Genomic DNA, 23,582 nt, shown 5'->3' on the forward strand with positions numbered 1-23,582 from the left:
GCCGCATGATCACCTTCGGTCCCTTCGCCGTCGGCCGCGACGGCTCGCTGACCCCTCGAGGCGGCCTCCGCCCGACGCTGCGCTTCCGCTGGCGGGGGCGAAGCTGCGAAGCCACGCTGACCGGCGAAAGCCTGCAACTGCGAGCCGTCGCCGGCCGTATCCCCTCCACTGCCGAACCGAACGCCGACCGCGCGCGCACGTTGCGCGACGTCGCCGATCTGCCGGCAGAACTCCCGGCCGGCTGGCGGCTGCGCCTGACGCCGGACCACCGCCTGACGCTGGAGACAGGCGCGGGCCCGAGCGCCACGATCGTCGCCATGATGACGGAGATGGTGGGCTTCGCCCTCGCTCTCGACCCCTATCTGGAGCGGTTGGAGGCGGTCGGCGCCTCCGGCGGGATCGGCACCGAGAAGACCTGGCCGGGATAGATGAGGTGCGGGCTGCGGATCTGGTCGCGGTTCGCCGAATAGATCAGCGTGTAGCGCACGCCCTGCCCATAGGCCCCGCGTGCGATACGCCAGAGATTGTTGCCCGGCTGGACGATGTAGCGCCCGTCCGCGGCGGCATCGGCCGTATGGGCGGCGGGCGGCGGGTCGCGCTGGAAGGGCTGCTCGATGCGCGCCACCACCTGGCCCTGGGGGCCGATCTGGTCGGCGCGCAGCACGTGGCGGCCCACGCTGGGCTGCACCGTGGGTGAGAAGGACCAGCGGCCCTGCCCATCGGCCGTGACGTCGCCGGCCAGCGCGCCGTCGATATAGAGCCGCACCACGGAACCGGCTGGCGCGCCGCCCGCGAAACGCATGCCGGAAGCGCCGGCATAATCCACGAGATCCAGCGAAAGCCGGGACACCGACGGGGCCTGCAGCACGCGGATGGGCGCATCCGTGCCGGGCGCGGGCAGCAACAGGGCGAGCGCGGAAGGCGGGTCGGCCTGCTGGCCAGACGAAGCCTGCGGCTCCGGGGCCGGCTGCGGCTGAGCGGCGGGCGCGGGGGCCGCGGGGGCCGCGGCGACAACGGCGGGCGCAGGCTCCGGCACGATCAGGACGACACTGGCCTCACCCGCGACCGGCTCGCCGCCCGGGAGCCGCGCGAGCAAAGTTAGCTCGCGGGCTCCAGGCGCCAGCGGGGCGTCGGGCAGGATCACCCACTCGCCGCGGGCATCGGCCCGGCCCGCGCCGATCTCGCGGCCGTTTTCCAGGAGCGTGACCTCTGCCCCCGCAGCGGCACGGCCGGCCGTGACCAGCACGCCGCGGACATTCACGCGGGCAACGTCGAAGCGTGGCGCGACCTGCGCCGGGCGCGGCGGGGCCGCCGCGGCGGGCTCAGCCCGCACGACCGGCTCCGGCGCGCGGGCGGCGGGCTGGACGGGGGCGGCGACAGGCTCGGGCGTGGCGGGGCGCGGAGGCTCGGCCTGTCGCGCGGGCGCGGCGGGTGGGGTTGCGACGGGCGCGCTGCCCGGCGCGGGCAGCGCCGCCGTCACGGCGGCAGGCGGCGCGTCCTGGAACGCACCGAACCACCAGGCGGCCCCGAGGCACAGAGCCGCGGCGGCCGCGAACATCCCCAATCGGCCCAAGCCAGACCTCAATTTTGCTTCGCCAATTCGTAACTAGGCGCAACTCCGCCGCGCGTCCATGTCACTTCTTAGTTGGAAAGCCTTATCGCGATGTTTTTGCGAGAAGCATCCCATGCCAGGGGATGGCCCCCGATTTGCAAGCTCACCGGCTCATTCCTCAAGACCGGATGGCTCGCATGACGTTCAACCGCCTCTCCCGCCGTGATCTGCTGACCCTCACAGGTGCCGCCGGAATGGCCGGAATGCCCACTCCCTGGGCTGACGATAAGGCGCTTGCCCAGAGCTCGGGCGAAAGGGTGATTCGTTACGCCATCTCCATGGCCGATATACCGCAGACGACAGGCCAGCCCGACCGCGGCGCCGGTGCCTACCAGTTCACCGGCTACACGCTCTACGACCCGCTCGTCGCCTGGGAGATGGACGTCGCCGACCGGCCCGGGAAGCTCGTCCCCGGCCTCGCGACCTCGTGGGAGGCCGACCCCGCGGATCGAACCAAGTGGACCTTCAGGCTGCGCCCGGGCGTGAAGTTCCACGACGGCAGCGACTTCGACGCGGACGCCGTGATCTGGAACTTCGAGAAGGTGCTGAACCCCCAGGCGCCGCATTTCGACCAGCGCCAGGCGGCTCAGGTCCGCCCTCGCCTGCCCAGCGTCGCCAGCTGGCGCAAGCTCGACGCCATGACCGTCGAGGTCACGACCCGCGCGGTGGACAGCATCTTCCCCTACCAGATGCTCTGGTTCCTCATCTCCTCGCCCGCGCAGTACGAGAAGCTCGGCCGCAGCTGGGAGCGCTTCGCCTCCGAGCCCTCCGGCACTGGCCCCTTCCGCCTCGCCCGCCTGGTCCCCCGCGAGCGCGCGGAGCTGGTGAAGAACACGGGCTACTGGAACCCGGCGCGCATGGCCAAGGCGGACCGCATCGTGCTGGTGGTCGCGCCCGAGGACACGACGCGCACCAACGCGCTGCTCACCGGCCAGGTGGACTTCATCGAGACCCCCTCGCCCGACCTCGTGCCGCGCCTGCGCCAATCCGGTGCGCGCATCATCGAGAACGTGACGCCGCATGTCTGGAACTATCATCTGAGCCTGCTGGAAGGCTCGCCCTGGCGCGACCTGAAGCTGCGCCAGGCCGCCAACCTCGCCATCAACCGCGATGAGGTGGTGGCGCTCATGAACGGGCTGGCCAAGCCTGCCGTGGGCGTGGTGGACCCGACCTCGCCCTGGTTCGGCAACCCGACCTTCCGCATCACCCATGACCCCGACCGCGCGCGGCGCCTGGTGCAGGAGGCCGGCTTCTCGCGCGCCAACCCGCTGAAGACCAAGTTCCTGGTGCCGACAGGCGGCTCGGGCCAGATGCTGTCCATGCCCATCAACGAATACTGCCAGTCGGCCTTCCGCGAGGTCGGCATCGACGTGGAGTTCGTGCCGGTGGAGCTGGAGGTCTCCTACACCTGCTGGCGCCAGGGCGCGGCCGGCGACATCGCACGCCAGGGCAACATCACCGCGAACAACGTGGCCTACGTGACCAGCGATCCGCTCTACGCGCTGATCCGCTTCTTCCACTCCAACCAGATCTCGCCGCGCGGGGTGAACTGGAGCCATTACCGCAATGCGGACATGGACAAGCTGATCGACGAGGCGACGAGCAATTTCGACCCGGCCCAGGTGGACCGCCTGATGGCGCAGGTGCACCAGAAGGCGGTGGACGAGGCGCTGCTGGTCTTCGTGGTGCACGACACGAACCCGCACGCGGCAGGACGGAACGTGCGCGGCTACACCCAGGCGCAGCACTGGTTCCAGGATCTGACGACCCTGGCGTAGCCACGGGCGTCGGGTGCCACCCGCCCCCCCCGGGCCGCAGGCGCATACCAAAGCCGGTTGGAAGGGGGGCTCGCGCCCCCCCTGCCCATCAGTTGCCCACGCGCACCAGGCGCAGCGGGAAGCCGTTATCGGCCTGCTGCTGCAGCTGCACGTTCGTCCGCGCCGCCCAGACCACCTGCTGCTGGTGCAGCGGGATATAGAGCGCCTCGTCACGGATGATGTTCGAGGTCTCGGTGATCATTTCCTGCCGGCGCTGCGGGTTGGTCTCGACGCCGATCTGATCGATCAGCGAATCCAGCCGCGCGTTGGAGAAGCCGCCATTGTTGAACACGCCGCGCGTGCCGTCGCGCGTGCCCGCCAGGTTGAACAGCGCGTTGTGCGCGTCATAGGTGTTGGGCGTCCAGCCAAGCAGGTAGAAGCTCGTGTTGAAGCGGGGCGCGTTCACCTCGGCGAAGAAGCGCACGCGGGTCTGCGCGGCCAGGGTCACGCGCACGCCGATACGCGCCAGCATGGCGACGACGGCCTGGCAGATCGCCTCATCGTTCACATAGCGGTCGTTCGGGCAGTCGAGCGTGATGCCGAAGCCATTGGGATAGCCGGCCTCGCTCAGCAGGCGCTTGGCACCATCGACGTCGAGCGGCAGGCGGCGATCATTCGCCTCGAGGAAGCCGTTCACGCCCGGGCCGAAGATCTGCCCGGTGGGACGCGATTGGCCGCGCATGACGCGGGTGCGGATCGCCTCGATGTCGATCGCCTGGTACATGGCGCGGCGCACGCGCACATCCTGCAGCGGGTTGCGGCCGCGCACGTCGCTCTTCAGCAGCTCCGCCCGGTTCTGGTCGAGGCCGAGGTAGATGGTGCGCAGCTCGGCGTTCTGGATGACGCGCAGGCCGTTGGTGTTGCCGATGCGCGCCATATCCTGCGGCGGCACGGTGTAGATCATGTCCACCTCGCCCGAGAGCAGGGCCGCCACGCGCGTCGCGTCATTGGCGATGACGTTGAACTCAACGCGGTCGAGGTTATGCGTGGGCGTGTCCCACCAATTGGGATTGCGCGTCAGGATGGTGCGCCGGTCGGGCTCGCGCGAGGCGAGGATGAAGGGGCCCGTGCCCATGGCGTTGCGCGTCGCGAAATTCTCTTCGCGGGAGGTGAGGTCGGCCACGCGATGGGCGCCGTTCCGCTCGGACCACGCCTTACTCATGATGCCGAAGCTCGTGATCTCCTCGGGGAAGATCGGGTTCGGTGCGCGAGTCTTCACGACGACGGTGTGGTCATCGGGGGCGGTGACCTCCGCGACCGTCGCGAAGTACGCGTTGATGTTGGAGCCGGGGCCTCGCGCGCGCGCGATGGAGAAGACCACGTCCGCCGAGGTGAAGGGAGTGCCGTCCGAGAACTTCACGCCGCGCCGCAGATGGAAGGTCCAGGTGAGCGGATCCGTCTGCTCCCAACGCTCGGCCAGCGCGGGCTCCAGCCGGAGCTCCGGGTTCCGGCGGATCAGCGGCTCGTAGATGTTCGCGTTGAAGGTGAGCAGGAAGGTTTCGGACCGCGTGTAGGGGTCCATCGAATTGACGTCGCCGTCATTGGCCCAGCGGAAGGTCGCCGCCTGGGCAGGCAAGGCAAGGCTGGCCGCGACGAGTGTCGCGGCGAGGAAATGGCGGATCATTCTCGGTGTCTCCCGAAGCGATTTGCCCCGGGAGGCTAGCCCCGAGTCGGCGGGGGCGTCGAGTTGGGGCGGAAACGAAAAAGGGGGCCGCGAGGCCCCCATTCTGCGTGCCTTTTGGGCGACTGCCCCAGGCGTATCCGACCTCAGGCGGCCCGGAAGGCCGAAGGCAGGTTCTGGATGGCGGCATCCACCAACGCGGCGTCAGCCTGAGCGCCGTGCGTCTGCGCGATGACCTCGGCCACAGCCCGCGTCGCGATCTCGGCCGCGGCGTTGCGGACTTCGGTCACGGCGCTCGCCTCGGCGGCGGCGATGCGGTCCATCGCCATCCGCTCGCGCCGGCGGGCGGCGGCCTCGGCCTCGGCCTTGGACGCGGCGGCCAGGCGCTCGGCTTCCGCCTTGGCGCGGGCCACGAGCTCCACAGCCTCGCGGGCGGCCTGCTCACGCTCGGTGCGCGCGTGGGCCATCATCGCCTCGGCCTCGGCGCGGAGGCGGGAGGCCTCCTCCAGCTCGGCCTTGATGCGGGCCGACCGGGCGTCGAGCATCTGCGTGGACTTGGTCCAGAACAGCTTGCCCGTCAGCAGCACGAAGATGACGAAGCTGATCGCGACCCAGAACTTCGGGTCGAGATAGAAGTGCTCGTAATGGTGATGCATCAGCCGGCCCCCTGGCTGGCGGCGCGGTCGACGGCCGCGGCGACGTCATTGGCCGCAGCCGGCACGGAGAGACGGGCCAGCATGGCCTGCGCCGTGTCGGACGCCACGCCGCGCAGCGCACCCATCGCATTGTCCCGCGCCTGCCTCACCTGCGCCTCGGCCTGCGCGACCTGGGCGTTGAGGCGGGCGTTGATCTCCGCGGCCTGGGCAGCGGCCGCGGCTTGCGCCTCGACCATCGCCGCCGAGATGGCGGCCTGCGCCTCGGCCCGCGCCGCGGCGGTCGAGGCACGAAGCTCCGCCAGCGCGGCTTCGCCTTCGGCCTGCGCGTCGCGCGCCGCGTTCAGGTCGGCGGCGATGCGGGCCGCGCGCTCATCCAGCACCGAGGCCACGCGCGGAAGCGCATAGGCCTTCAGGACGTAGTAGAGCACGCCGAAGATGATGAGCAGCCAGATCAGCTTGCTCATCATCAGCGGGTTGGCGAAATCGAGCTGCGGCATATTCGTATCCTGAAGCTGGAAGGCGACGAGGCGGGGGAGCCTTCAGGCAGCCCCGCCCGGCGACCTCAGGCGAACAGGATGAGGAAGGCGATCAGCAGCGCGAAGAGCGCCACGGCTTCCGTCAGCGCGAAGCCCAGAATGCCGATCGGGAAGACGGCGTCGCGGGCGGCCGGGTTGCGGGCCACGCTGTTGATGAGCGACGAGAAGATGTTCCCGATGCCCAGGCCCACGCCGAACAGCGCGATGACGGCGATACCGGCTCCGAGGGCCTTGGCGGCAGCAACTTCCATGGTCTTAGTCCTTCCGTTGAACTGAGAAGCTAGGGATGGTCCGTCGAACGCTCAGTGCAGGTGCACGGCGTCGTGGAGGTAGATGCAGGTCAGGATCGCGAAGACATAGGCCTGCAGGAACGCGACCAGCACCTCGAAGCCGACCAGCACCACGTTGATGGCGAGGGGCATGGCGGAGAGGAACGGGCCGATCGCGCCCAGGCCGGCGAGCATCACGATGAAGGTCGCGAAGACCTTCAGCATCACGTGCCCCGCGACCATGTTCGCGAAGAGACGAATGGAGAGGCTCACCGGGCGCGAGAGGTAGGACACGATCTCGACCGGGATGATGATCGGCGCCAGCCAGAGCGGCGCGCCCTCCGGGAAGAAGTAGCTGAAGAAGTGCATGCCGTGGATCGACAGCGCGACCACGGTGACCAGCACGATGACGATCGCCGCCATGGTGAAGGTCATGCTGATGTGGCTGGTGTAGGTGAAAGCGTAGGGGAACAGCCCCAGCATGTTCCCGAACAGGATGAACATGAAGAGCGTGAAGACGAAGGGGAAGAAGCGGCGGCCCTCGGGGCCGATCTGCGCCACCACCATGTCGTCGATGAAGCCGTAGGCGCTTTCGGCCACGCCCTGCAGGCGGCCGGGGATGATGGCGCGGGGACGCATGCCGATGACCATGAGCAGCACGATCAGCGCGCCGGCGATCAGCATGTGCAGGTTCGACTGCGTGAAGCCCACCGATGCGCCGATGGCGCCGCCGACCGTGCCCAGTTCGAACTGGCTCAGCGCGTCGATCGCTTTCCCCTCAGCCGCCACCAGTCACCTCATCCCAACTCAAATCTTGCGAGCACCGGACCGGGGATTGAACAGTCGGTAGACGTTCATCACCCCCGCGGCGGCCCCCAGGATGAACATCACCAGGAAGAGCCAGGGCCAGGTTCCAAGCCACCTATCAAGCGCGAAGCCGATGGCGACCCCCACGATCAGCGCGGAGACGACCTCCACGCCGGCACGCAGGCCGAAACCCCAGGTGGAGGGCAGCTTGCCCCGGGCTTCCTCAGGCTTGTCGAGACCCTGCCGGGTCCGCGCTGCCTTCAGGCGATCCTTGAACGATGTGCGCTCGTCCACCTTGGCTCCTCCCTGCAATATTTCCGCCGGAAGGCGAGGCTGCCTCTATGGCGGCGGTGCATGCCTGTCAAGCGCATGAACCCCGTGAAACGCGGCGTTCTCGCCCTCTAACGCCGGGCGCTGCCTCCGGTGGCGCAGCTTCGCCGGGCGAAGCAGTCGTCCGGATGCCGCTATGCGGCCGGGTGGCCGCCCGGACGTGGCTTCAGGGCAACGATGCCGGCATTTGAGGCCGCTATCCTTCCGCCATCGCGACGGCCTCGCCCAGATCCACCGAGAGCAGGCGCGAGACGCCGCGCTCCTGCATGGTGACGCCGAAGAGGCGGTTCATCCGCGCCATGGTCAGGGCGTGGTGGGTCACGATCAGGAAGCGCGTCCCGGTCTCGGACATGGCGTCCAGCAGGTCGCACAGGCGCTCCACATTGGCGTCGTCCAGCGGGGCGTCCACCTCGTCCAGCACGCAGACGGGCGCCGGATGGCACCGGAACACCGCGAAGATGAGGGAGAGCGCCGTCAGCGCCTGCTCCCCGCCCGAGAGCAGGGACAGCGCGGAAAGCTTCTTGCCCGGCGGCTCGGCATAGATCTCGAGCCCCGCTTCCAGCGGATCCTCGCTGCCCACCATCGCCAGATGCGCCCGCCCGCCGCCGAAGAGGCGGCCGAAAAGCTGCCGAAACTCGCGGTCCACCTTGTCGAAGGTGGCGCGCAGCCGCTCGCGCGCCTCGCGGTTCAGATGGCCGATGGAGCCGCGGAGCTTCGCGATCGCGGCCGTAATTTCATCCCTGTCCACGTGGATCTGGGCGATTCGGGCCTCCAGCTCCTCCAGCTCCGTCTCGGCGCGGAGGTTCACGGGGCCCATCTCCTCGCGCTCGCGGGCGAGGCGCTCGGCGCGGCGGCGCGCGCGCTCCTCGGCGGCATCGGAGAGGTCCTCGCCGGGCTCGGGCAGTTCGGGCGCCTCGCCAAGGCGCTCCGTGATGCGGGCGGCAAGCGCGGCGCCCGCCTGGTGCGCGGATTCGCGGGCGGCCTCGGCCCGCAAGGCGGCCTCCCGAGCCTCCTGGAAGGCCGCCTGGGCGGAACGGCTGGCCTCCGAGCGCTCCCGCGCGCGGGATTCGGCGGCGTCGAGGGCGGCGCGGGCCGCGGCATGGGCCTGCTCGGCCGATTCGAGGCGGCGGGTGGCCTCCTCCTGGGCGGCATTCACCCGCTCGGGCAGGCGGGCGGCTGCCTCCTTACGGGCGACGGCCTCCGCCTGGCGCGACTCCAGGGCCGCGAGGCGGGTGCCGGCATCGGCCAGGCGCTGGGCCCAGGCGGCGCGATCCGCCAGCGCGGATTCGCGGCGGATGGCCAGCGCCTCCCGCTCGCCGCGCAGGGAGAGCACCCGTCCCCGGGCCTCTGCGGCACGGGTACGGATCTCGGCCAGGGCCAGACGGGCAGCATCCACCTCGGCCCGCGCGGCCGCGAGGTCGGGCAGCGCGGCACGGGCGGCGCGGGCCCGCTCCAGGGCCTCGGCCGCCTCGCCCAGCTCGGCGGTCAGGCGCTCCTGCTGCGGGACCAGGGCGGCGATCTGGGCGGCGGCGGCGGCGGCGCGGCTGTGGAGGGCGGCCTGCTCCGAACGGGCGGCGGAGAGCGAGGCCTCGGCCTGCCGGCGGGCCTCGCGGGCCGCATTCTCGGCGGACTGCGCCTCGGCGGCCTCGCGGGCTTCGGCATCGAAGCTGCGGAGGGCGGGGGTGGCGGCCAGCAGCGCCTCGGCCTCGGAGAGCGCCGATTCGGCCTCGGCCCGCTCCTCGGCCAGCCGCGCGGCCTGGGCGGCGTGCTCGGCCATCCGGCGCTCGGCGGATTCGTGCCGGGCCGCCAGCTCGGCGGCGCGGGAGGCCGCGCGGCGCGCCTCCGGCTCGGCCATGTCGCGGGCGCGGCGGGCCAGGACCTCGGCGGATTGCGCGGCGGTGTCGGCGGCGACAGCCTCGGCTCGGGCGGCCTCGGCGGCGCGGGCGGCGGGGGCGGCTTCGGCGAGGCGCGCCTCGGCCTGGCGCAGCCGGGCCAGGTTCTGCAGACGCGCGGCGCCGGACTTCGCGGCGCCCGGCCACTGGACATAGCCATCCCAGCGCCACAGCGCGCCCGAGCGCGCCACCAGCGCCTGCCCCGGCAGCAGCCCGGCCTGGAGCGCCGCGCCATCCTCCACCAGCCCGATCTGGGACAAGGCGCGGGCCAGCTCCTCCGGTGCGCCGACCAGCCCGGCGAGCGGCTCGGCGCCGCCCGGCAGGGGGGGAGCGGAACCCAGGGGCGGCAGGGCGCGCCAGAAGCGGTTGGTGCCGCTGCCCCGTCCACCCTCCAGCCCCTCGCCCAGCGCGGCGCCCAGCGCGGCCTCCAGGCCTTCGGGGATGGTCAGGGTGCGGGCGATGGGGTCGGGCTCGGCGGCGTCGCCGGCGGCGGCGCGCAGGCCCTGCAGCTCGGCCTGCAGGCGGGATTCGGCCGCGCGGGCCTCGCCCTCAGCCTGGCGGGCGGCCGTGGCCTTCTCCTGGGCGGCCTCGCGCGCCTGGCGGGCGGCGGCCAGCGCAGCCTCGGCCTCGCGGAGCGCCGTGGCGGCGGTTTCGGCGGCAGCCCGGGCCTCGGCAATGGGGGCCGCGTCGGGTGCGGCGGGGGCGGAACGCAGGGCCGCTTCCTCGCGGCCGCGCGCGGATTGCAGGCGCTGGGCGGCGGCGCCCCGGGCCCGCTCGGCGGCGCCACGCTCGATCTCGGCGGCGCGGGCGGCATCGCGGGCGGCGGCGGCGGCCGCGGCCGTTTCGGCGCGGCGGCGCTCGGCCGCCTCCAGCGCGGCGCGGGTGGCGGCCAGCGCGGCATCGGCTTCTGCCAGCTTGGCATCGGCGGCGCCCAGCGCGGCCTCGGGCACGGACTGCGCCTCGGCGGCGGCGCGCTGGGCGGCAAGCTGGGCGGATTGGTCACGCGCCCGGCCATGCCGCTGCTCGGCGAACGTCAGTTCGGAGGCGACCTGGTTGGTGCGCGCCGCGAGGGCGGCAGCGGCTTCGGTCGCGGCCTCGGTCCGGGCCTCGGCGGCGGAAAGCTCGCCATCCAGCCCGGCGGCCTCGGCCTCGGCCGCCTCGATGCGGGCGGGGATCTGGGCTTCGGCGGAGGCGAGCCCGGCTGCCTCACGCTGCGCGCGCGTCTCGGCGGCGCGGGCGTCGGCCTCGACCGAGCGGGCGTCCTCGAGGTCCGCCAGGAGCTGGGTCAGGGCAGCCTGCGCCTCGTCCAGCGCGGCCTGGGCGCGGCCGGCCTCGGCGGCGATGTTCTCGGCCTCGACGCGCCGGCGCTCCAGCAGGGTACGGGCCACGCCTTCCTCGGCGCGGGGGGAATCGATAGCGGATTGGGCGGCCTCGGCGAGGCGGTGGGCCTCCTCGGCGGCGGCCTCGGCGCGGGCCAGCGCCTGGGCGCGGCCGGCGTGGGCCTCGCGCGCCGCCTCGATCGCGGCCTCGGCACGGGCGACCAGCAGGGCGAACCACTCGCCCTCCGCCTGCCGCACCAGGCCCGAGAGGCTGCGGTAGCGGATGGCCTGGCGGGCCTGCTTCTTCAGCCCCTCCTGCTGGATACCGAGCTGGGCCAGCAGGTCCTCGCTGCGGGAGAGGTTGTTCTCCGCCTGGCGCAGCTTGAGCTCGGCCTCGTGCCGCCGGGCGCGCAGGCCCGCGATGCCCGCGGCCTCCTCCAGCACGGAGCGGCGCTCCTCGGGCTTGGCGCCGATCAGCGTGGCGACGCGCCCCTGGCTGACCATGCCCGAGGCACGGGGGCCGCTGGCGAGGTCGGCGAACATCGTCTGCACGTCGCGCGCGCGGACTTCGCGGCCATTGATGCGGTAGGTGCTGCCCGAGCCCCGGTCGATCCGGCGCGTGACCTCGAGTTCCGAGGCCTGGTCCATGGGCGCGGGGGCCACTCCCTCGGCCTCCTCCAGCCGCAGCACCACCTCGGCGAGGTTGCGCGCGGGGCGGGTCGCGGTGCCGGCGAAGATGATGTCGTCCATTTCGCCGCCGCGCAGCGACCGGGCCGAGCTTTCGCCCATCGCCCAGCGCAGCGCCTCGACGACATTGGACTTGCCGCAGCCATTGGGGCCGACGATGCCGGTGAGCCCGGCGAGCACGGGCACCTGCACCGGCTCGGCAAAGCTCTTGAAACCCGCGATGCGCAGGCCGGTCAGCGTGGCCGTGAGGCGACGGGGCTCCGGCCCGGTCGTGGCGGCCGGGTCGGCGTCGTCCTCACCGGCAGGAAGGGCCGGTGGGGCTTCGCTCAAGACTTCGGCGCTTGCTGGACCATCTGGACGAACTGGTCGAAGGGCATGTTGCCCGACTGCAGGCGGCCGTTGAAGGCGAAGGACGGCGTGGCCTGGATGCGGAACTCGCGCTCGGCGGCCACGCGCTGCTCCAGGATGCCGCGGCGCAGGCCTTCATCGGCGGCGACCGCGTCGAAGGCCTTGCGGTCCATGCCGGCGAGCGCGGCGAGGCGCGCCAGCTCCTCCATCTGGCGGCCCTGCTGGAAGGCCCAGCGGTCCTGGGTCTGGAACAGGGTGGAGATGAAGGCCGGGTAGCGGTCCTCCGGCAGGGAGCGGGCCACGCAGGCGGCGGCCAGCGCGATGCCGTCCAGGGGGAAATCGCGCCAGACGAAGCGGATGCGGCCGGTGTCCACCAGCTCGGCCTTCACGCGGGCCCAGTTGGTATTGTGGAAGGCCGCGCAATGGCCGCAGGTCAGCGAGAAGAACTCCTGCACCGTGACGGGCGCGTCGGGCCGCCCCATGGCACGGATGCCCAGGCGCGGGTCGGCGCCCTGCGCCAGGGCGAGGCCCGGGGTAGCGGCGGTGGCGGCGACGGCAAGGCCGAGGGAACGGCGGGTGAGCTGCATGGGCCTGGCTCCGGCAGGATGAATCGCACAACATCTGGCGTAGGAGCCCTGCCCTGTCCAGAACCGCCGCATGGCTTGCCCCACCGCCTCGCGAGGCCATCTGATGGCCTGTCGCTGGCCATATGGATACCCAATGCCTTCAATTCTTTCAGTTTCCGGCATCGAGAAGCGCTATGCCTCGGGCCTAGCGGCGCTCTCCGGCGTCGATCTGGAGGTCGCGCGGGGCGAGATCTTCGCCCTGCTCGGCCCCAACGGCGCGGGCAAGACCACCCTCATCAGCATCATCTGCGGCACCGTGAACATGACGGCGGGGACCGTCACCGTCGGCGGGCGGGACATCCAGCACGACTACCGGGCGGCGCGAGCGGCCATCGGCCTGGTGCCGCAGGAGATCGCGGTGGACATCTTCTCCAACGTCCAGGACACGGTGCGCTTCAGCCGCGGCCTGGCCGGGAAGCCGCCCAACCCCGCCTATGTGGAACAGCTGCTGCGCGACCTCTCGCTCTGGGAAAAGCGCACGAGCCGGATCATCGAGCTGTCCGGCGGCATGAAGCGGCGCGTGATGATCGCCAAGGCGCTGAGCCACGAGCCCGAGCTCCTCTTCCTCGACGAGCCTACCGCGGGCGTGGACGTGAACCTGCGCCGCGACATGTGGGCGCTGGTCCGCAAGCTGCGCGAGAAGGGCGTCACCATCGTGCTGACCACCCACTACATCGAGGAGGCGGAGGAAATGGCCGACCGCGTCGGCGTCATCGACAAGGGCCGCATCCTGCTGGTGGAGGACACCGCCGCCCTGATGCGGAAGTTCGGCAAGCGCCGGCTGAAGCTGGCCCTGCCCCAGCCCCTGCCCGCCATCCCGCCCGAGCTCGCGGGCTGGTCGCTGGCCCTGGAGGAGGAGGGGCGGCAGCTGGTCTACAGCTTCGACGCCAAGTCCGAGGACACGGGCATTCCGAGCCTGCTGCAGCGCCTGGGCGAGATCGGCATCGCCTTCCAGGACCTGGAGAGCGAGCGGAGCTCGCTGGAGGACATCTTCGTCAGCCTGGTGGGGCGCAGCTGATGACCGGTATGAACCTCCACGGCATCTGGGCCATCTACCGCACCGAGATGGCCCGCGCGCTGCGCACCGTCTGGCAGAGCATCGCCACGCCGGTGATCACGACGGCGCTGTATTTCATCGTCTTCGGCGGCGCCATCGGCTCGCACATGAACCAGATCGGTGGCGTGGACTACGGCGCCTTCATCGTGCCCGGGCTCATCATGCTCGCGATCCTGACGCAGAGCATCTCCAACGCCTCCATCGCCATCTACTTCCCGAAATTCACCGGGACGATCTTCGAGATCCTCTCCGCCCCGCTATCCAGCCTGGAGGCGGTGATCGCCTATGTCGGCGCCGCGGCCACGAAGTCGCTGATCATCGGGCTGATCATCCTGGCGACGGCCACCTTCTTCGTGGAGGTGCGGATCCAGCACCCGGCCGCGATGGCCGCCTTCCTGGTGATGACCTGCATCGCCTTCAGCCTCTTCGGCTTCATCATCGGCATCTGGGCGAAGAACTTCGAGCAGCTGGCGATCGTGCCCTCGCTGGTGGTGACGCCGCTGACCTTCCTGGGCGGCAGCTTCTATTCCATCGACATGCTGGCCGAGCCCTGGCGCACGGTCAGCCTCTTCAACCCGGTGGTCTACCTGGTGAGCGGTTTCCGCTGGAGCTTCTTCGGCGTGGGCGACGTCAGCGTGGCGGCGAGCCTGGGCTTCACGGCCGGCTTCATCGCGCTGTGCCTGGCGGTGCTGTGGTGGATGTTCCGGACGGGTTACCGGCTGAAGCCTTAGGATTTACGGGCAAACACGCCCTTCGCCAGCCGCTCCAGCGCGGCGCGCAGCTCCTCGCCGGGCACCGTCCCGATCCCGCTGGCGATCTTCTCCGGCAGCGGCCCCGGCACCAGTGGCGCGGGCCGCGCCGGCTCCGGGCGCGGCGGCCGCTGCACGAAGGCGAGCTTGCTGACCGCGACGCGGCCGAGATGGCCGTTGATCCGCCCGATGATCGAGGGCGCGGCCATGCCCAGCTCCATCGCCGCCGGCCCCGTGCAGGCGAGCGTGAGCGTGCCGGAGGAAAGCCGCACCGGCTCGGCCATCCGGGCGACGCTCGGGCCGATGATGAGCGGCCAATCGGCCATGATCTGCGCGGAATCCGGGCTTCGCTTGCGGAAGGCCGCCCGCGTCTGGCGCGGGATCAGCATGGACAGGTCCCTCGGCCCGCTGGACAGCGGCGGCAGGACCGTCTCCTTCTTCGCCAAATGCCTTACCCCTCTGCCGCCGAACTGCTTGCCTGGTACGACCGCTCCGCCCGGACCCTGTCCTGGCGCGGCCAGACCGATCCATACCGCATCTGGCTGAGCGAGGTCATGCTCCAGCAGACCACCGTCGTGACGGTGGCGCCGCGCTACGCCCGCTTCCTGGCCCGCTTCCCCGATGTGCAGGCGCTGGCGGCGGCGGATTGGAGCGAGCTCGCGGAGGAATGGGCGGGGCTCGGCTACTACGCCCGCGCGCGCAACCTGCACGCCGCGGCCAAGGCCATCGCGGCAGGCGGCTTCCCGGCGGATTCGGCGGGCTGGCGCGCTCTTCCGGGCATCGGGCCCTATACCGCCGCGGCCGTCGGCGCCATCGCGCTGGGCGAGCCGGTGGTGCCGCTGGACGGCAATGTGGAGCGCGTCGTCTCCCGCCTCTTCGCCATCGAGACGCCCCTGCCCGGGGCGAAGGCCGAGCTCGGCCGGCTGGCCCAGGGCTTCGACGCCCAGCCCGCCATGCGCGCCAGGCCGGGCGACTTCGCCCAGGCGCTGTTTGACCTCGGGGCCACCATCTGCACGCCCCGGAACCCGGCCTGTACCATCTGTCCCTGGCGGCCGGATTGCCGGGCGGCGGCGCTCGGTATCCAGGCCAGCCTGCCGCGCAAGGCGCCGAAGGCGGCACGCAAGCCCCTGCATGGCGTGCATTTCGCGCTGACGGATGCCGCCGGCCGCCTGCTGCTGGCGCGCCGGCCCGAGAAGGGGCTGCTCGGCGGGATGCTGGGCCTGCCCGGCACTCCCTGGCGCGACGCGCCCTGGGCCGAGGAGGAAGCCCTCGCACATGCCCCCCTTCCCGGCCTGGCCTGGCAGCTGCGCCCCGGCGTGGCGCTGCACGGCTTCACCCATCGGGACCTGTCGATGCGCGTGATGGCCGCGCGGGTGCAACGGCTGCCGGAAGGGGCGGAAGGCGCGACGCCGGAGGAAGCGGCCGGACGCCTGCCGACCGCGATGCGGAAGCTGCTGGAGCTCCTTTAAGTCCAGAGCCGCTCGTTCTGCAGGTTCGTGTACAGCCCCGAGACGAACTCGCCATACCCGTTGAAGAGCTGCGTCCGCACGCGCTCTCCCGTGCCCAGCACGCGCTCGCTCGCCTGGCTCCAGCGCGGGTGCGCCACCTCAGGGTTCACATTGGCCCAGAAGCCGTACTCCGAGGGCTGGATGGTTCCCCAGAAGGTATTGGGCCTGCGGTCCGTCAGCGTGATCCGCACGATCGACTTGCCCGATTTGAACCCGTACTTCCACGGGAACAGAACGCGGATCGGCGCGCCGTTCGAGCCCTGCAGCGGCTTGCCGTAATTGCCGATCGCGAGGAAGGCGAGCTCGTTGTTCGCCTCCTCCACCGTGCAGGCCTCGACATGCGGCCAGGGATACCAGGTCTGCCGCAGGCCGGGCATCACCGCGGGGATGGAGGCCGTCTGGAAGGCCAGGTATTTCGCGCCTGCCTGCGGCTGCACCGCCTTCATCAGCTCGGCCAGCGGAAAGCCCGTCCAGGGCACGACCATGGACCACGCCTCGACGCAACGCAGGCGCAGGACACGTTCCTCGATGGGCATCATGCGGATCAGGTCGTCGATGGCGAATTCGCGCGGGTTCGCCACCATGCCGTCGACCTTCACGGTCCAGGGGCGCAGCGGCATGCGCGCGGCGTCGCGAGCGATGCTCTTGCTGGAGCCGAACTCGTAGAAATTGTTGTAGGTCGTCGCCTCGCGCTCGGCGGTGATGTCGCGCTCGGCCCGGAAGCGCATGTTGCGCTGGTGCTCGGGCAGCGGCGGCACGGGGCCGGCGGCGGACTGGGCCGAGGCCGCCGCGGGCAGCAGCGCCGCCCCGGCGCCGAACAAGGCGCGCCGGTTCAGCACCAGCGCCTCGGGGGTCACCTGGCTTTCGGGAAGCTCATAGCCGCGGCGGCGTCGGATCAGCATGGGAATTCTCCTCTCCCGGAGTCCGGATCATCTCCCCTGGGTTCGTCAAGGAGACCGAGGCGGTTACGTCCCAATCCGGAGCGAGGATGTTCAGCCCGTCCGCCTGGATGATGGCGTCGCGCCCCGGCCGCAGCCCCTCGCGCGCGATCTCCAGGCTTTCCTCGTCCCGCAGCACGTAGAGCGTGGCGGGCTCGGGGTCGCTGTCCATCAGCCGCTGCGCCACCCGGCGGCGCAGGCCCGCCACCGCCGAGGCATCGGCGCGCGCGAGGTAGATCGCATCCGTCGCCATGCCGTGGCGCGCGGCGAAGACCGCGATCTCCTCCCACGCCCGGCCCTGATTGGCAGCGGGGACGGCGCGGATGGCGCGGTAGCGGATGGCCGCCTGCTCCCAGAACGGGTCCTGCAGGCGCAGCGGCAATTCCGCCGGCGTGGGCGGGAAGTAGTGGGCAATGCGGGCATAGCCCGGCCGCAGGTCCACCGCCTGCACGGCGAGCAGCGCCAACAGCGCCAGCCCGCCCCAGCGCGGCCCGGCCACCCGCAGCAGCCCGGCCATCCCGGCCAGGATCAACGCATAGGCCAGCGGCCAGAAGAAACGCTCCGAGCAGCGCAACGCGCCCATCTTCTCGACCAGCGCGCCGGGCAGCGGGATGTGCAGCACCTCCGCGCCGCCGACGAGGACACGGTGGCTGATGGCGAAGGCCAGCATGGCCAGCAGCACGAGCGCGAGCGGCCAGATGCGCCGCACAGGCCGCGCCAGGAAGGCGAAGGGCAGGAGCAGCAGCGCGCCGAGGCCCAGGTAGCTGCTGCCGGATTCCGGGTGGTCCGGGTCGGGCAGATCGGGCACCAGGCTGCCCCAGAAACCGGGATCGAAGGGCCCGAGCAGGTCGAGCTGCATGGTGCCGTATTGCGCGTTGCCATGCCCGGCACCGAGCAGGAAGAAGCCCGCCAGCCAGAGCCCGCCGAGCCCTGCGGCCGGCACCAGGGCCAGTTCCAGCACGCCCTTCCGGGACCACCAGTCCGCGACCCACAGGGCCAGCACCATCGGCAGGATATAGGAGTGGATGAGCGAGGCCGCGAGCACGAGCAGCGCCCAGCCCAGCGGCCGGAACCGCCCGCCCGGCGTCAACACCAGCAGCAGCGACCACAGGACAAGCCACTGCGCCGAGAGCGCGAAATGCCCGCCCATGCGGTTCAGCAGCATGGGCTGCAGCACCAGGATCATCGCGCCCGCGACGCGCGCCAGCACGTCCTTCGTGAAGAGCCCGACCAGCCGCCATCCGAGCCAGGCCTGCATCGCCCCGCAGAAGGCGAGCCAGAGGCCCCAGTACTGGTCGACATCGACCACGCCGCGCAGCGCCTTCAGCGCCAATGCGATGAGCGGAATCGAATCCGCGTAGAAGATCGAGGAGGAGAGCTCCATCCCGTAGAGCGGGCTCTCCCCGGGCGGCCAGCCCCAGGGGGCCTGACGGAAGAAGGTCCAGCCCAGCCAGTACTGCACCGGATCCGGCCCCACCTGCCCGGACAGCATCCATCCCGTGCTGGAAGGCGGCAGGATATGCGGCCCGAAGAGATGGATGACGATGGCTGCGCCAAGTGCCGCCGCGAGCGCGGCGCCGAGAACCGTCGTGGCGCGGGCAAAGTGCATGCAGACCTCCGGGGACCTGCATGGAACGGATGGAAGAGGGCCAAGTTGCGGCGGTGCTGCGCCGCAAATGGACAGGACCGGCCCGGAAACAGTTACTCCGGCGGCGGCGCCACCGGCAGCGCCGGCGTATAGGGCTCGATGCGCAGGCTGTCGTTGCGCATCACCGCGATGCGGCGCGTCGTGGCGAAGCGCGTGCTGCCGTCCGGCGCGCGGCCCACCGCATACTGCCAGGCGGTGAGCTGCCCGTTCGCGACCAGCGCGCGGGCGATGCGCTCCACCTCCGGCCCCGTGCCGAGCCTGGCGAGTTCGGCCTCGGTCAGGCCGATCGTCACCTCGTCGCGCGGGCCGACCACGCGGAAGAGCTTCACGCCCGGCGCCTGGGCGGCGGCGGGGTGCATCCATCCGGCGGCCAGCGCGGGTACGGCGAGGATAGTGGTGCGGCGGGCGATAACAGGCATGTCTTGCGGCCTCCTCCAGAAGCCGCGGAGTGAACATCCGCGGCTCCTTCCCAGGCCAGGAGAGTTTTGTGCCGTCTGTCGCGCCCGTCCGAAGCGACGCGACGCCCAGCGCGCGAAACGCGCCGGCGCTTGAGGCCATTAATTACTGCTGATCGCGGGCCCCAGCCCCACATGCTTGGCGGCCGGGTGCCCTGGATTGCGGAAGCGCAGCTCGCCATCCGGCACCGCCGCGCCCACGCCGAAGAACTCCTGCCGGGTCGTGCAGGTCACGGCGACGACGGGTCTGGCCACCGCCTCCGTCAGGAAGCGCCGCATCGAGCCCTCGAGCTGCAGCGTATCGCGCAGCGAGCTCCACTCGGCCGCCTCCAGGTCCTCGAGAAAGGCCGAGAGGATACCCGGACGGCGCCCCGAGAGGCGCGAGCCGGCCGCGACCGCCATGCGACGGTGCACGGCCTGCGAGATCTCGTTCTCGCGCCCCGCGCGGGCGGCCATCACCATCACGCTGCCGCTCGCGGGATCGGCCGTCACGGCGAGGTGCGCTTCCACACCGAAGGCCTGGCGCAGCCGCGCGGGCAGCGCGCCCGCCGCCTGGGCGCCGGCCAGCAGAAGCGGGTCCAGCTTCAGGACGGCATCCGCGCTCGCATCCTGACGGCGCTCGGCCGCCAGCATGGCGGAGATGCGGCCGTGCAGGTCCGCGAGCTGGGTTTTGTCCGAGACGCCTTCGGGCAGGGTGAGCTTCAGCACGTAGCGGCCGGGATGGGCCGCGAGCCAGGTCTGCAGCTCGGGGTTCACGCGGTCCACCAGCGTGGCCCAGTCGCCCTTGTGCAGGGGGCGGCCTTCCTCGGCCGAGACGGTCTCGCAGACGACTTCCGCCTCCGCGCCGCCACGGCGGATGAGCAGGTCGTACCCCTCGCCTTCCAGCCCGTGGAAGCTGACCTCGAAGCCGCGGGCCCGCAGCGTCGCCGCCGTGCGGACGAGGTGGAAGACGGGCACGAGGTTCTTCTCGCCCGACAGCCCCTCCGCGATCAGCGTCTTGAGCCGTGCGCGAGGCCCCGTCCCCAGGGATTTCGCCAGCGCCGCCGCCTCATGCGCGAAGCCGAGCAGCCGGCGTTCCGCCTCGGTGGCACGGGCCAGCATCTCGGGCCGGTCGAGCCGCGCCAGGATGAGCTCCAGCGCATGGCGCTGCTGGGCCGCGCGGCCGGTGTGGGAACGCGCCTGCACCTTCTCGCCGATATGGCTCAGGCGGCGGCGCCACGCGGCCTGGCCCGCCAGCGCGACAAAGGCCTTCAGCGACTGCGCGTCGTTGCGGGAACCGGATGCGGACATGGGCTGGGCTCTCAGGCGGGGACCAGCCGGCGCCACCGCGCCGTCCGGCTCCGCGAGGCTAACCGAAACATTCCCTCGCCTCAATATCCCGGCTCCCGCGGCATGCGAGGCAAGCTGGGCGCGCCGGGGTTCTGGGCCCGGTGGCGCAGAAGGTGGTCGGCGAGCACGCAGGCCATCATGGCCTCGCCCACCGGCACGGCGCGAATGCCCACACAGGGGTCATGGCGCCCCTTGGTGAGGATCTCGGTGTCCTGGCCCTCCAGCGTCACCGCCCGGCGCGGCGTCAGGATCGAACTGGTGGGCTTCACCGCGAAGCGGGCGATGACGGGCTGGCCCGTCGAGATTCCGCCCAGGATTCCGCCCGCATGGTTGGCCTGGAACTCCACCGTGCCGTCTTGTCGCATCCGCATCTCATCCGCGTTCTCTTCGCCCGAGAGCGCGGCAGCCGCGAAGCCGTCGCCGATCTCGACGCCCTTCACGGCGTTGATCGACATCAGCGCCGCGGCCAGATCGGCATCGAGCTTCCCATAGATGGGTGCCCCCAGGCCGACGGGAAGTCCTTCGGCCCGCACTTCGATGACGGCGCCGACGGAGGAGCCTGACTTCCGAACGGCGGAAAGCTGTTCTTCCCAACGGATTGCGGCGTTTTTGTCGGGGCACCAGAAGGCGTTGTTCGCCGTCTCCGACCAGTCCCAGGCGGCCGGGTCGATGCGGTCGGCGCCGATCTGGACCAGCGCGCCGCGGATCACGACCCCCTCGCCCAGGATGCGCCGCGCCACGGCGCCGGCGGCGACGCGCATGGCCGTCTCGCGCGCCGAGGAGCGGCCGCCGCCTCGATAGTCGCGGATGCCGTACTTCCACTCATAGGCGATGTCGGCATGGCCCGGCCGGAAGGACTTCGCGATCTCGCCGTAGTCCTTGGAGCGCTGGTCCTGATTGTCGATATGCAGCGCGATGGGGGTGCCGGTGGTCCGCCCCTCGAAGACGCCCGAGAGGATGCGGACCTGATCCGGCTCCTGCCGCTGGGTCACGAATTTGGAGGTGCCAGGCCTGCGCTTGTCCAGGAAGGGCTGGATCCAGGCCTCGTCGAGCGGCAGGCCGGGCGGGCAGCCATCCACCACGCAGCCGATCGCGGGCCCATGGCTCTCGCCCCAGGTGGTGACGCGGAAAAGATGGCCGAAGCTGTTGTGACTCATGGCTCCTGCCACCTAGCCTAACCGGGCCATCACGGCCATGGGTGAGGATCGCTTGCGACATCTTCTGCTCGCCGGGCTGATCCTCGCCGCCCTCCCCGCGGCAGGGCAGCCCGCGCCCGGTTCGGACCTCTGCCGCCTCTACCCGAGGGATGGCGAGCATGCGGGCTGCGGAATCTGCGGCGGCCCCGGCTGGCGCCGGCCCGATGGCCGCTGCGCCCGCTGGGACGATGTGGGCGCGCCCGACTGCCGCGCGCTGCGGCGCGAGCTGGCGGACCCCGCCCGATGCGCGCGCCAGCGCGAGCGCGGCCGCGAGCTTCGCCCCTAGGCCGGCAGGTCGCGCTCCCAATGCGGCGGCACGCCGAAATGGTGCCGCAAGTGGCGAATCAGGGCGCGGAGCTTGGCCGAGCCCCCCTCCCCGCGATGGATGATGTATACGTCCGCCCCCTCGGCCCGCGCGCCGACATCGAGCACGCGCAGCGCACCCGCGCGGATCGCGTCATGGGCGATGAAGCTCGGCAGCAGGGTGATGCCGAGTCCCGCCAGCGCGGCATCACGCATCATGATGCCGTGGTTCACCCGCATCGCCCCGCGCGGCCGCAGGATCACGGGCCCGTCCGGCCCCCGGAAGCTCCAGTCCTGCGCGCGGTTGGAATAGAGGATGGCCCGATGCGCACCGAGCTCGGCCAGGCTGCGCGGCTCGCCATTCCGGGCGAGGTAGTCCGGGCTCGCCACCAGCAGGCGCCGGCTGGGCGCGAGCCGCGTGGCGATGAGCCATCCATCGCCCGCGGGCCCATGGCGCACCACCGCGTCGAAGCCCTCGCCCGCGATGTCCACGAAGCGGTCCTCCAGCTCCAGCGAGAGCTCGATGGCCGGGTGCTCGCGCAGAAAGGCATGCAGCGCGGGGCCGAGGTGCAGCGTGCCGAAGCTGACGGGCCCCGAGATCCGGAGGCGCCCGGAAAGCTGGCCCCGGCGGGCGGCGGCCTCGGCCATCGCCTCCTCGGTCTCGCCCAGGATGCGGCGGGCGCGCGGCAGCAGGCTCTCGCCATCCTCGGTGAGCGCGAGGTGGCGCGTGGTGCGGTTCAGCAGGCGGGCGTCCATCAGGCGCTCCAGCTCCGCCAAGCGCTCGCTCACCACGGATTTCGACAGGCCGAGCGCCCGGCCCGCCCCGCTGATCGAGCCCGCATCCACCACGGCGACGAAGGCGGCGATTCCGTCCATCTTGAGCATGCGGCATCGTTCGGCAAATCCGGAAGATAAGTCCAGAATGATCTGGCTACTGCGGCCTCCCACGCTCTCCTAGTTTTCGCGCCATCAGAGCCGCCCCGACGGCGGCCCCCGAACCGGAGACCCTTCGATGGACAGCGAAATTCCCGTCTTCCCCGCCGCCTTCCGCACGCAGGAGGTGCCCACCAACGGCATCCAGCTGCATGTCCGCGTGGGGGGCACCGGCCCGGCCGTGCTGCTGCTGCACGGCTATGGCGACACCGGCGACATGTGGGTGCCGCTCGCCACCGAGCTGATGCGCGACCACACCGTCATCGTGCCGGACCTTCGCGGCATGGGCCTCTCCTCGATCCCCGATCGCGGCTTCGAGAAGATGGTCCAGGCCGAGGACATGGCCGGGCTGCTGGACGCCCTGGGCGTCCGGAGCGCCGAGGTCGTCGCGCACGACATCGGCAACATGGTGGCCTTCGCCTTCGCCGCCCGTCATCCCGCGCGCGTCACCAGGCTCGTGCTGATGGATGCCCCGGTTCCTGGCGTCGGCCCCTGGGAGGAGATCCTGAAGAACCCGCTGCTTTGGCACTTCCGCTTCGGCGGGCCGGACATGGAGCGCCTGGTCGCGGGGCGCGAGCGCATCTACCTCGACCGCTTCTGGAACGAGTTCTCCGCCAATCCGGCCCGGTTCACCGAGGCGCATCGCGAGCACTACGCGCAGCTCTACGCCCGGCCGGGCGCCATGCGCGCGGGCTTCGCGCAGTTCGGCGCCTTCGACCAGGACGCCATCGACAACCGTGCCTTCCTGGCCCAGGGTCGGCTGGCCATGCCGGTGCTCGCGGTGGGCGGGGAGAAGTCCTTCGGCGCCGCCATGGCCGAGGTGATCCGCGCCGGCGCGGACGACGTCACGGGGACCGTGATCGCGGATGCGGGCCACTGGCTGATGGAAGAGCAACCTACCGCCACGGTCGCCGCCATCCGCGGCTTCCTGGATGGGCGCGCCTGA

General features: G+C 71.5%; 23 protein-coding genes. 7 read left to right on the forward strand and 16 right to left on the reverse strand.

Annotated elements, in window-relative coordinates; translation table 11 throughout:
* Positions 1 to 5: 5 nt before the first annotated feature.
* Positions 6 to 428: a hypothetical protein gene (locus WJM96_RS11760; protein ID WP_424812677.1), complete on the forward strand. Its 423-nt coding sequence runs from the start codon at positions 6 to 8 to the stop codon at positions 426 to 428.
* On the opposite strand, the gene WJM96_RS11765 is transcribed toward WJM96_RS11760, so the two are convergent.
* A complete protein-coding gene (locus WJM96_RS11765; RefSeq protein WP_424812678.1) occupies positions 359 to 1,558 on the reverse strand; it encodes a LysM peptidoglycan-binding domain-containing protein in 1,200 nt (399 codons plus the stop codon). The genes WJM96_RS11760 and WJM96_RS11765 overlap by 70 nt on opposite strands.
* A 191-nt stretch (positions 1,559 to 1,749) precedes the next feature.
* Here WJM96_RS11765 and WJM96_RS11770 point away from each other — a divergent pair, with 191 nt between their 5' ends.
* Positions 1,750 to 3,390 carry an ABC transporter substrate-binding protein gene (locus WJM96_RS11770; RefSeq protein ID WP_424812679.1) on the forward strand — a complete coding sequence of 547 codons (1,641 nt, stop codon included), beginning with the start codon at positions 1,750 to 1,752 and terminating at the stop codon, positions 3,388 to 3,390.
* A gap of 88 nt (positions 3,391 to 3,478) precedes the next feature.
* On the opposite strand, the gene WJM96_RS11775 is transcribed toward WJM96_RS11770, so the two are convergent.
* From WJM96_RS11775 to WJM96_RS11810, 8 genes are all read right to left on the reverse strand, one after another.
* On the reverse strand, positions 3,479 to 5,053 hold the full coding sequence (locus WJM96_RS11775; RefSeq protein WP_424812680.1) for an ABC transporter substrate-binding protein: 1,575 nt from the start codon (positions 5,051 to 5,053) through the stop codon (positions 3,479 to 3,481).
* Positions 5,054 to 5,196: 143 nt separating this feature from the next.
* A complete protein-coding gene (locus WJM96_RS11780) occupies positions 5,197 to 5,706 on the reverse strand; it encodes a F0F1 ATP synthase subunit B (RefSeq protein ID WP_424812681.1) in 510 nt (169 codons plus the stop codon).
* Positions 5,706 to 6,203 (reverse strand): F0F1 ATP synthase subunit B', encoded by a 498-nt coding sequence (locus WJM96_RS11785; protein ID WP_424812682.1) that lies wholly within the window; start codon positions 6,201 to 6,203, stop codon positions 5,706 to 5,708. The genes WJM96_RS11780 and WJM96_RS11785 overlap by 1 nt, the downstream gene beginning before the upstream one ends.
* A 65-nt stretch (positions 6,204 to 6,268) precedes the next feature.
* Positions 6,269 to 6,493, reverse strand: coding sequence for an ATP synthase subunit C family protein (locus tag WJM96_RS11790; protein ID WP_027284881.1), 225 nt, complete (start codon positions 6,491 to 6,493; stop codon positions 6,269 to 6,271).
* Between the two features lie 51 nt (positions 6,494 to 6,544).
* Positions 6,545 to 7,300, reverse strand: coding sequence for a F0F1 ATP synthase subunit A (locus WJM96_RS11795; protein WP_424812683.1), 756 nt, complete (start codon positions 7,298 to 7,300; stop codon positions 6,545 to 6,547).
* 18 nt (positions 7,301 to 7,318) lie between these two features.
* Positions 7,319 to 7,612, reverse strand: a complete 294-nt coding sequence (locus tag WJM96_RS11800; RefSeq protein ID WP_424812684.1) for an AtpZ/AtpI family protein — start codon at positions 7,610 to 7,612, stop codon at positions 7,319 to 7,321.
* Between the two features lie 232 nt (positions 7,613 to 7,844).
* Positions 7,845 to 11,876, reverse strand: coding sequence for a chromosome segregation SMC family protein (locus tag WJM96_RS11805; protein WP_424812685.1), 4,032 nt, complete (start codon positions 11,874 to 11,876; stop codon positions 7,845 to 7,847).
* A complete protein-coding gene (locus WJM96_RS11810) occupies positions 11,873 to 12,481 on the reverse strand; it encodes a DsbA family protein (protein WP_424812686.1) in 609 nt (202 codons plus the stop codon). Before WJM96_RS11810 ends, WJM96_RS11805 begins: the two co-directional genes overlap by 4 nt.
* A 133-nt stretch (positions 12,482 to 12,614) precedes the next feature.
* Here WJM96_RS11810 and WJM96_RS11815 point away from each other — a divergent pair, with 133 nt between their 5' ends.
* Together WJM96_RS11815 and WJM96_RS11820 are read left to right on the forward strand one after the other, a co-directional pair.
* Positions 12,615 to 13,538: an ABC transporter ATP-binding protein gene (locus tag WJM96_RS11815; RefSeq protein WP_424812687.1), complete on the forward strand. Its 924-nt coding sequence runs from the start codon at positions 12,615 to 12,617 to the stop codon at positions 13,536 to 13,538.
* Positions 13,538 to 14,308, forward strand: coding sequence for an ABC transporter permease (locus tag WJM96_RS11820; protein ID WP_424812688.1), 771 nt, complete (start codon positions 13,538 to 13,540; stop codon positions 14,306 to 14,308). Before WJM96_RS11815 ends, WJM96_RS11820 begins: the two co-directional genes overlap by 1 nt.
* Here the strand turns inward: WJM96_RS11820 and WJM96_RS11825 are convergent.
* Positions 14,305 to 14,715 (reverse strand): DUF721 domain-containing protein, encoded by a 411-nt coding sequence (locus WJM96_RS11825; protein ID WP_424812689.1) that lies wholly within the window; start codon positions 14,713 to 14,715, stop codon positions 14,305 to 14,307. The two genes, WJM96_RS11820 and WJM96_RS11825, sit on opposite strands and share 4 nt — an antisense overlap.
* Before the next feature lie 57 nt (positions 14,716 to 14,772).
* Between WJM96_RS11825 and WJM96_RS11830 the strand changes: the two genes are divergently transcribed.
* Positions 14,773 to 15,795, forward strand: a complete 1,023-nt coding sequence (locus WJM96_RS11830; protein WP_424812690.1) for an A/G-specific adenine glycosylase — start codon at positions 14,773 to 14,775, stop codon at positions 15,793 to 15,795.
* Here WJM96_RS11830 and msrP read toward each other — a convergent pair.
* The 5 genes from msrP to aroC form a co-directional block, all read right to left on the reverse strand.
* Positions 15,792 to 16,736, reverse strand: a complete 945-nt coding sequence (msrP, locus tag WJM96_RS11835; protein WP_424812691.1) for a protein-methionine-sulfoxide reductase catalytic subunit MsrP — start codon at positions 16,734 to 16,736, stop codon at positions 15,792 to 15,794. The genes WJM96_RS11830 and msrP overlap by 4 nt on opposite strands.
* Positions 16,708 to 18,381 (reverse strand): DUF6311 domain-containing protein, encoded by a 1,674-nt coding sequence (locus WJM96_RS11840; RefSeq protein ID WP_424812692.1) that lies wholly within the window; start codon positions 18,379 to 18,381, stop codon positions 16,708 to 16,710. Before WJM96_RS11840 ends, msrP begins: the two co-directional genes overlap by 29 nt.
* A gap of 92 nt (positions 18,382 to 18,473) precedes the next feature.
* Positions 18,474 to 18,839 carry a hypothetical protein gene (locus WJM96_RS11845; RefSeq protein ID WP_424812693.1) on the reverse strand — a complete coding sequence of 122 codons (366 nt, stop codon included), beginning with the start codon at positions 18,837 to 18,839 and terminating at the stop codon, positions 18,474 to 18,476.
* 138 nt (positions 18,840 to 18,977) lie between these two features.
* Positions 18,978 to 20,165 (reverse strand): hypothetical protein, encoded by a 1,188-nt coding sequence (locus WJM96_RS11850; protein WP_424812694.1) that lies wholly within the window; start codon positions 20,163 to 20,165, stop codon positions 18,978 to 18,980.
* A gap of 80 nt (positions 20,166 to 20,245) precedes the next feature.
* Complete coding sequence (gene aroC, locus WJM96_RS11855) at positions 20,246 to 21,361, reverse strand: chorismate synthase (protein ID WP_424812695.1); 1,116 nt, start codon at positions 21,359 to 21,361, stop codon at positions 20,246 to 20,248.
* Positions 21,362 to 21,413: 52 nt separating this feature from the next.
* Here aroC and WJM96_RS11860 point away from each other — a divergent pair, with 52 nt between their 5' ends.
* Complete coding sequence (locus WJM96_RS11860) at positions 21,414 to 21,686, forward strand: hypothetical protein (protein ID WP_424812696.1); 273 nt, start codon at positions 21,414 to 21,416, stop codon at positions 21,684 to 21,686.
* Here WJM96_RS11860 and WJM96_RS11865 read toward each other — a convergent pair.
* Complete coding sequence (locus WJM96_RS11865) at positions 21,683 to 22,588, reverse strand: LysR family transcriptional regulator (protein ID WP_424812697.1); 906 nt, start codon at positions 22,586 to 22,588, stop codon at positions 21,683 to 21,685. The two genes, WJM96_RS11860 and WJM96_RS11865, sit on opposite strands and share 4 nt — an antisense overlap.
* A 127-nt stretch (positions 22,589 to 22,715) precedes the next feature.
* Here WJM96_RS11865 and WJM96_RS11870 point away from each other — a divergent pair, with 127 nt between their 5' ends.
* Positions 22,716 to 23,582, forward strand: coding sequence for an alpha/beta fold hydrolase (locus WJM96_RS11870; protein WP_424812698.1), 867 nt, complete (start codon positions 22,716 to 22,718; stop codon positions 23,580 to 23,582).

The sequence above is a fragment of the Roseococcus sp. YIM B11640 genome (assembly GCF_049727625.1).
Taxonomy (GTDB): domain Bacteria; phylum Pseudomonadota; class Alphaproteobacteria; order Acetobacterales; family Acetobacteraceae; genus Roseococcus.

Bases quoted from the DNA above. Each gene is read 5' to 3' on its own strand.
- WJM96_RS11760 (WP_424812677.1), top strand. From the start codon at position 6: ATGATCACCTTCGGTCCCTTCGCCGTCGGCCGCGACGGCTCGCTGACC.
- WJM96_RS11765 (WP_424812678.1), bottom strand. From the start codon at position 1,558: ATGTTCGCGGCCGCCGCGGCTCTGTGCCTCGGGGCCGCCTGGTGGTTC.
- WJM96_RS11770 (WP_424812679.1), top strand. From the start codon at position 1,750: ATGACGTTCAACCGCCTCTCCCGCCGTGATCTGCTGACCCTCACAGGT.
- WJM96_RS11775 (WP_424812680.1), bottom strand. From the start codon at position 5,053: ATGATCCGCCATTTCCTCGCCGCGACACTCGTCGCGGCCAGCCTTGCC.
- WJM96_RS11780 (WP_424812681.1), bottom strand. From the start codon at position 5,706: ATGCATCACCATTACGAGCACTTCTATCTCGACCCGAAGTTCTGGGTC.
- WJM96_RS11785 (WP_424812682.1), bottom strand. From the start codon at position 6,203: ATGCCGCAGCTCGATTTCGCCAACCCGCTGATGATGAGCAAGCTGATC.
- WJM96_RS11790 (WP_027284881.1), bottom strand. From the start codon at position 6,493: ATGGAAGTTGCTGCCGCCAAGGCCCTCGGAGCCGGTATCGCCGTCATC.
- WJM96_RS11810 (WP_424812686.1), bottom strand. From the start codon at position 12,481: ATGCAGCTCACCCGCCGTTCCCTCGGCCTTGCCGTCGCCGCCACCGCC.
- WJM96_RS11815 (WP_424812687.1), top strand. From the start codon at position 12,615: ATGCCTTCAATTCTTTCAGTTTCCGGCATCGAGAAGCGCTATGCCTCG.
- WJM96_RS11820 (WP_424812688.1), top strand. From the start codon at position 13,538: ATGACCGGTATGAACCTCCACGGCATCTGGGCCATCTACCGCACCGAG.
- WJM96_RS11825 (WP_424812689.1), bottom strand. From the start codon at position 14,715: ATGCTGATCCCGCGCCAGACGCGGGCGGCCTTCCGCAAGCGAAGCCCG.
- WJM96_RS11830 (WP_424812690.1), top strand. From the start codon at position 14,773: ATGCCTTACCCCTCTGCCGCCGAACTGCTTGCCTGGTACGACCGCTCC.
- msrP (WP_424812691.1), bottom strand. From the start codon at position 16,736: ATGCTGATCCGACGCCGCCGCGGCTATGAGCTTCCCGAAAGCCAGGTG.
- WJM96_RS11840 (WP_424812692.1), bottom strand. From the start codon at position 18,381: ATGCACTTTGCCCGCGCCACGACGGTTCTCGGCGCCGCGCTCGCGGCG.
- WJM96_RS11845 (WP_424812693.1), bottom strand. From the start codon at position 18,839: ATGCCTGTTATCGCCCGCCGCACCACTATCCTCGCCGTACCCGCGCTG.
- WJM96_RS11850 (WP_424812694.1), bottom strand. From the start codon at position 20,165: ATGTCCGCATCCGGTTCCCGCAACGACGCGCAGTCGCTGAAGGCCTTT.
- aroC (WP_424812695.1), bottom strand. From the start codon at position 21,361: ATGAGTCACAACAGCTTCGGCCATCTTTTCCGCGTCACCACCTGGGGC.
- WJM96_RS11865 (WP_424812697.1), bottom strand. From the start codon at position 22,588: ATGCTCAAGATGGACGGAATCGCCGCCTTCGTCGCCGTGGTGGATGCG.
- WJM96_RS11870 (WP_424812698.1), top strand. From the start codon at position 22,716: ATGGACAGCGAAATTCCCGTCTTCCCCGCCGCCTTCCGCACGCAGGAG.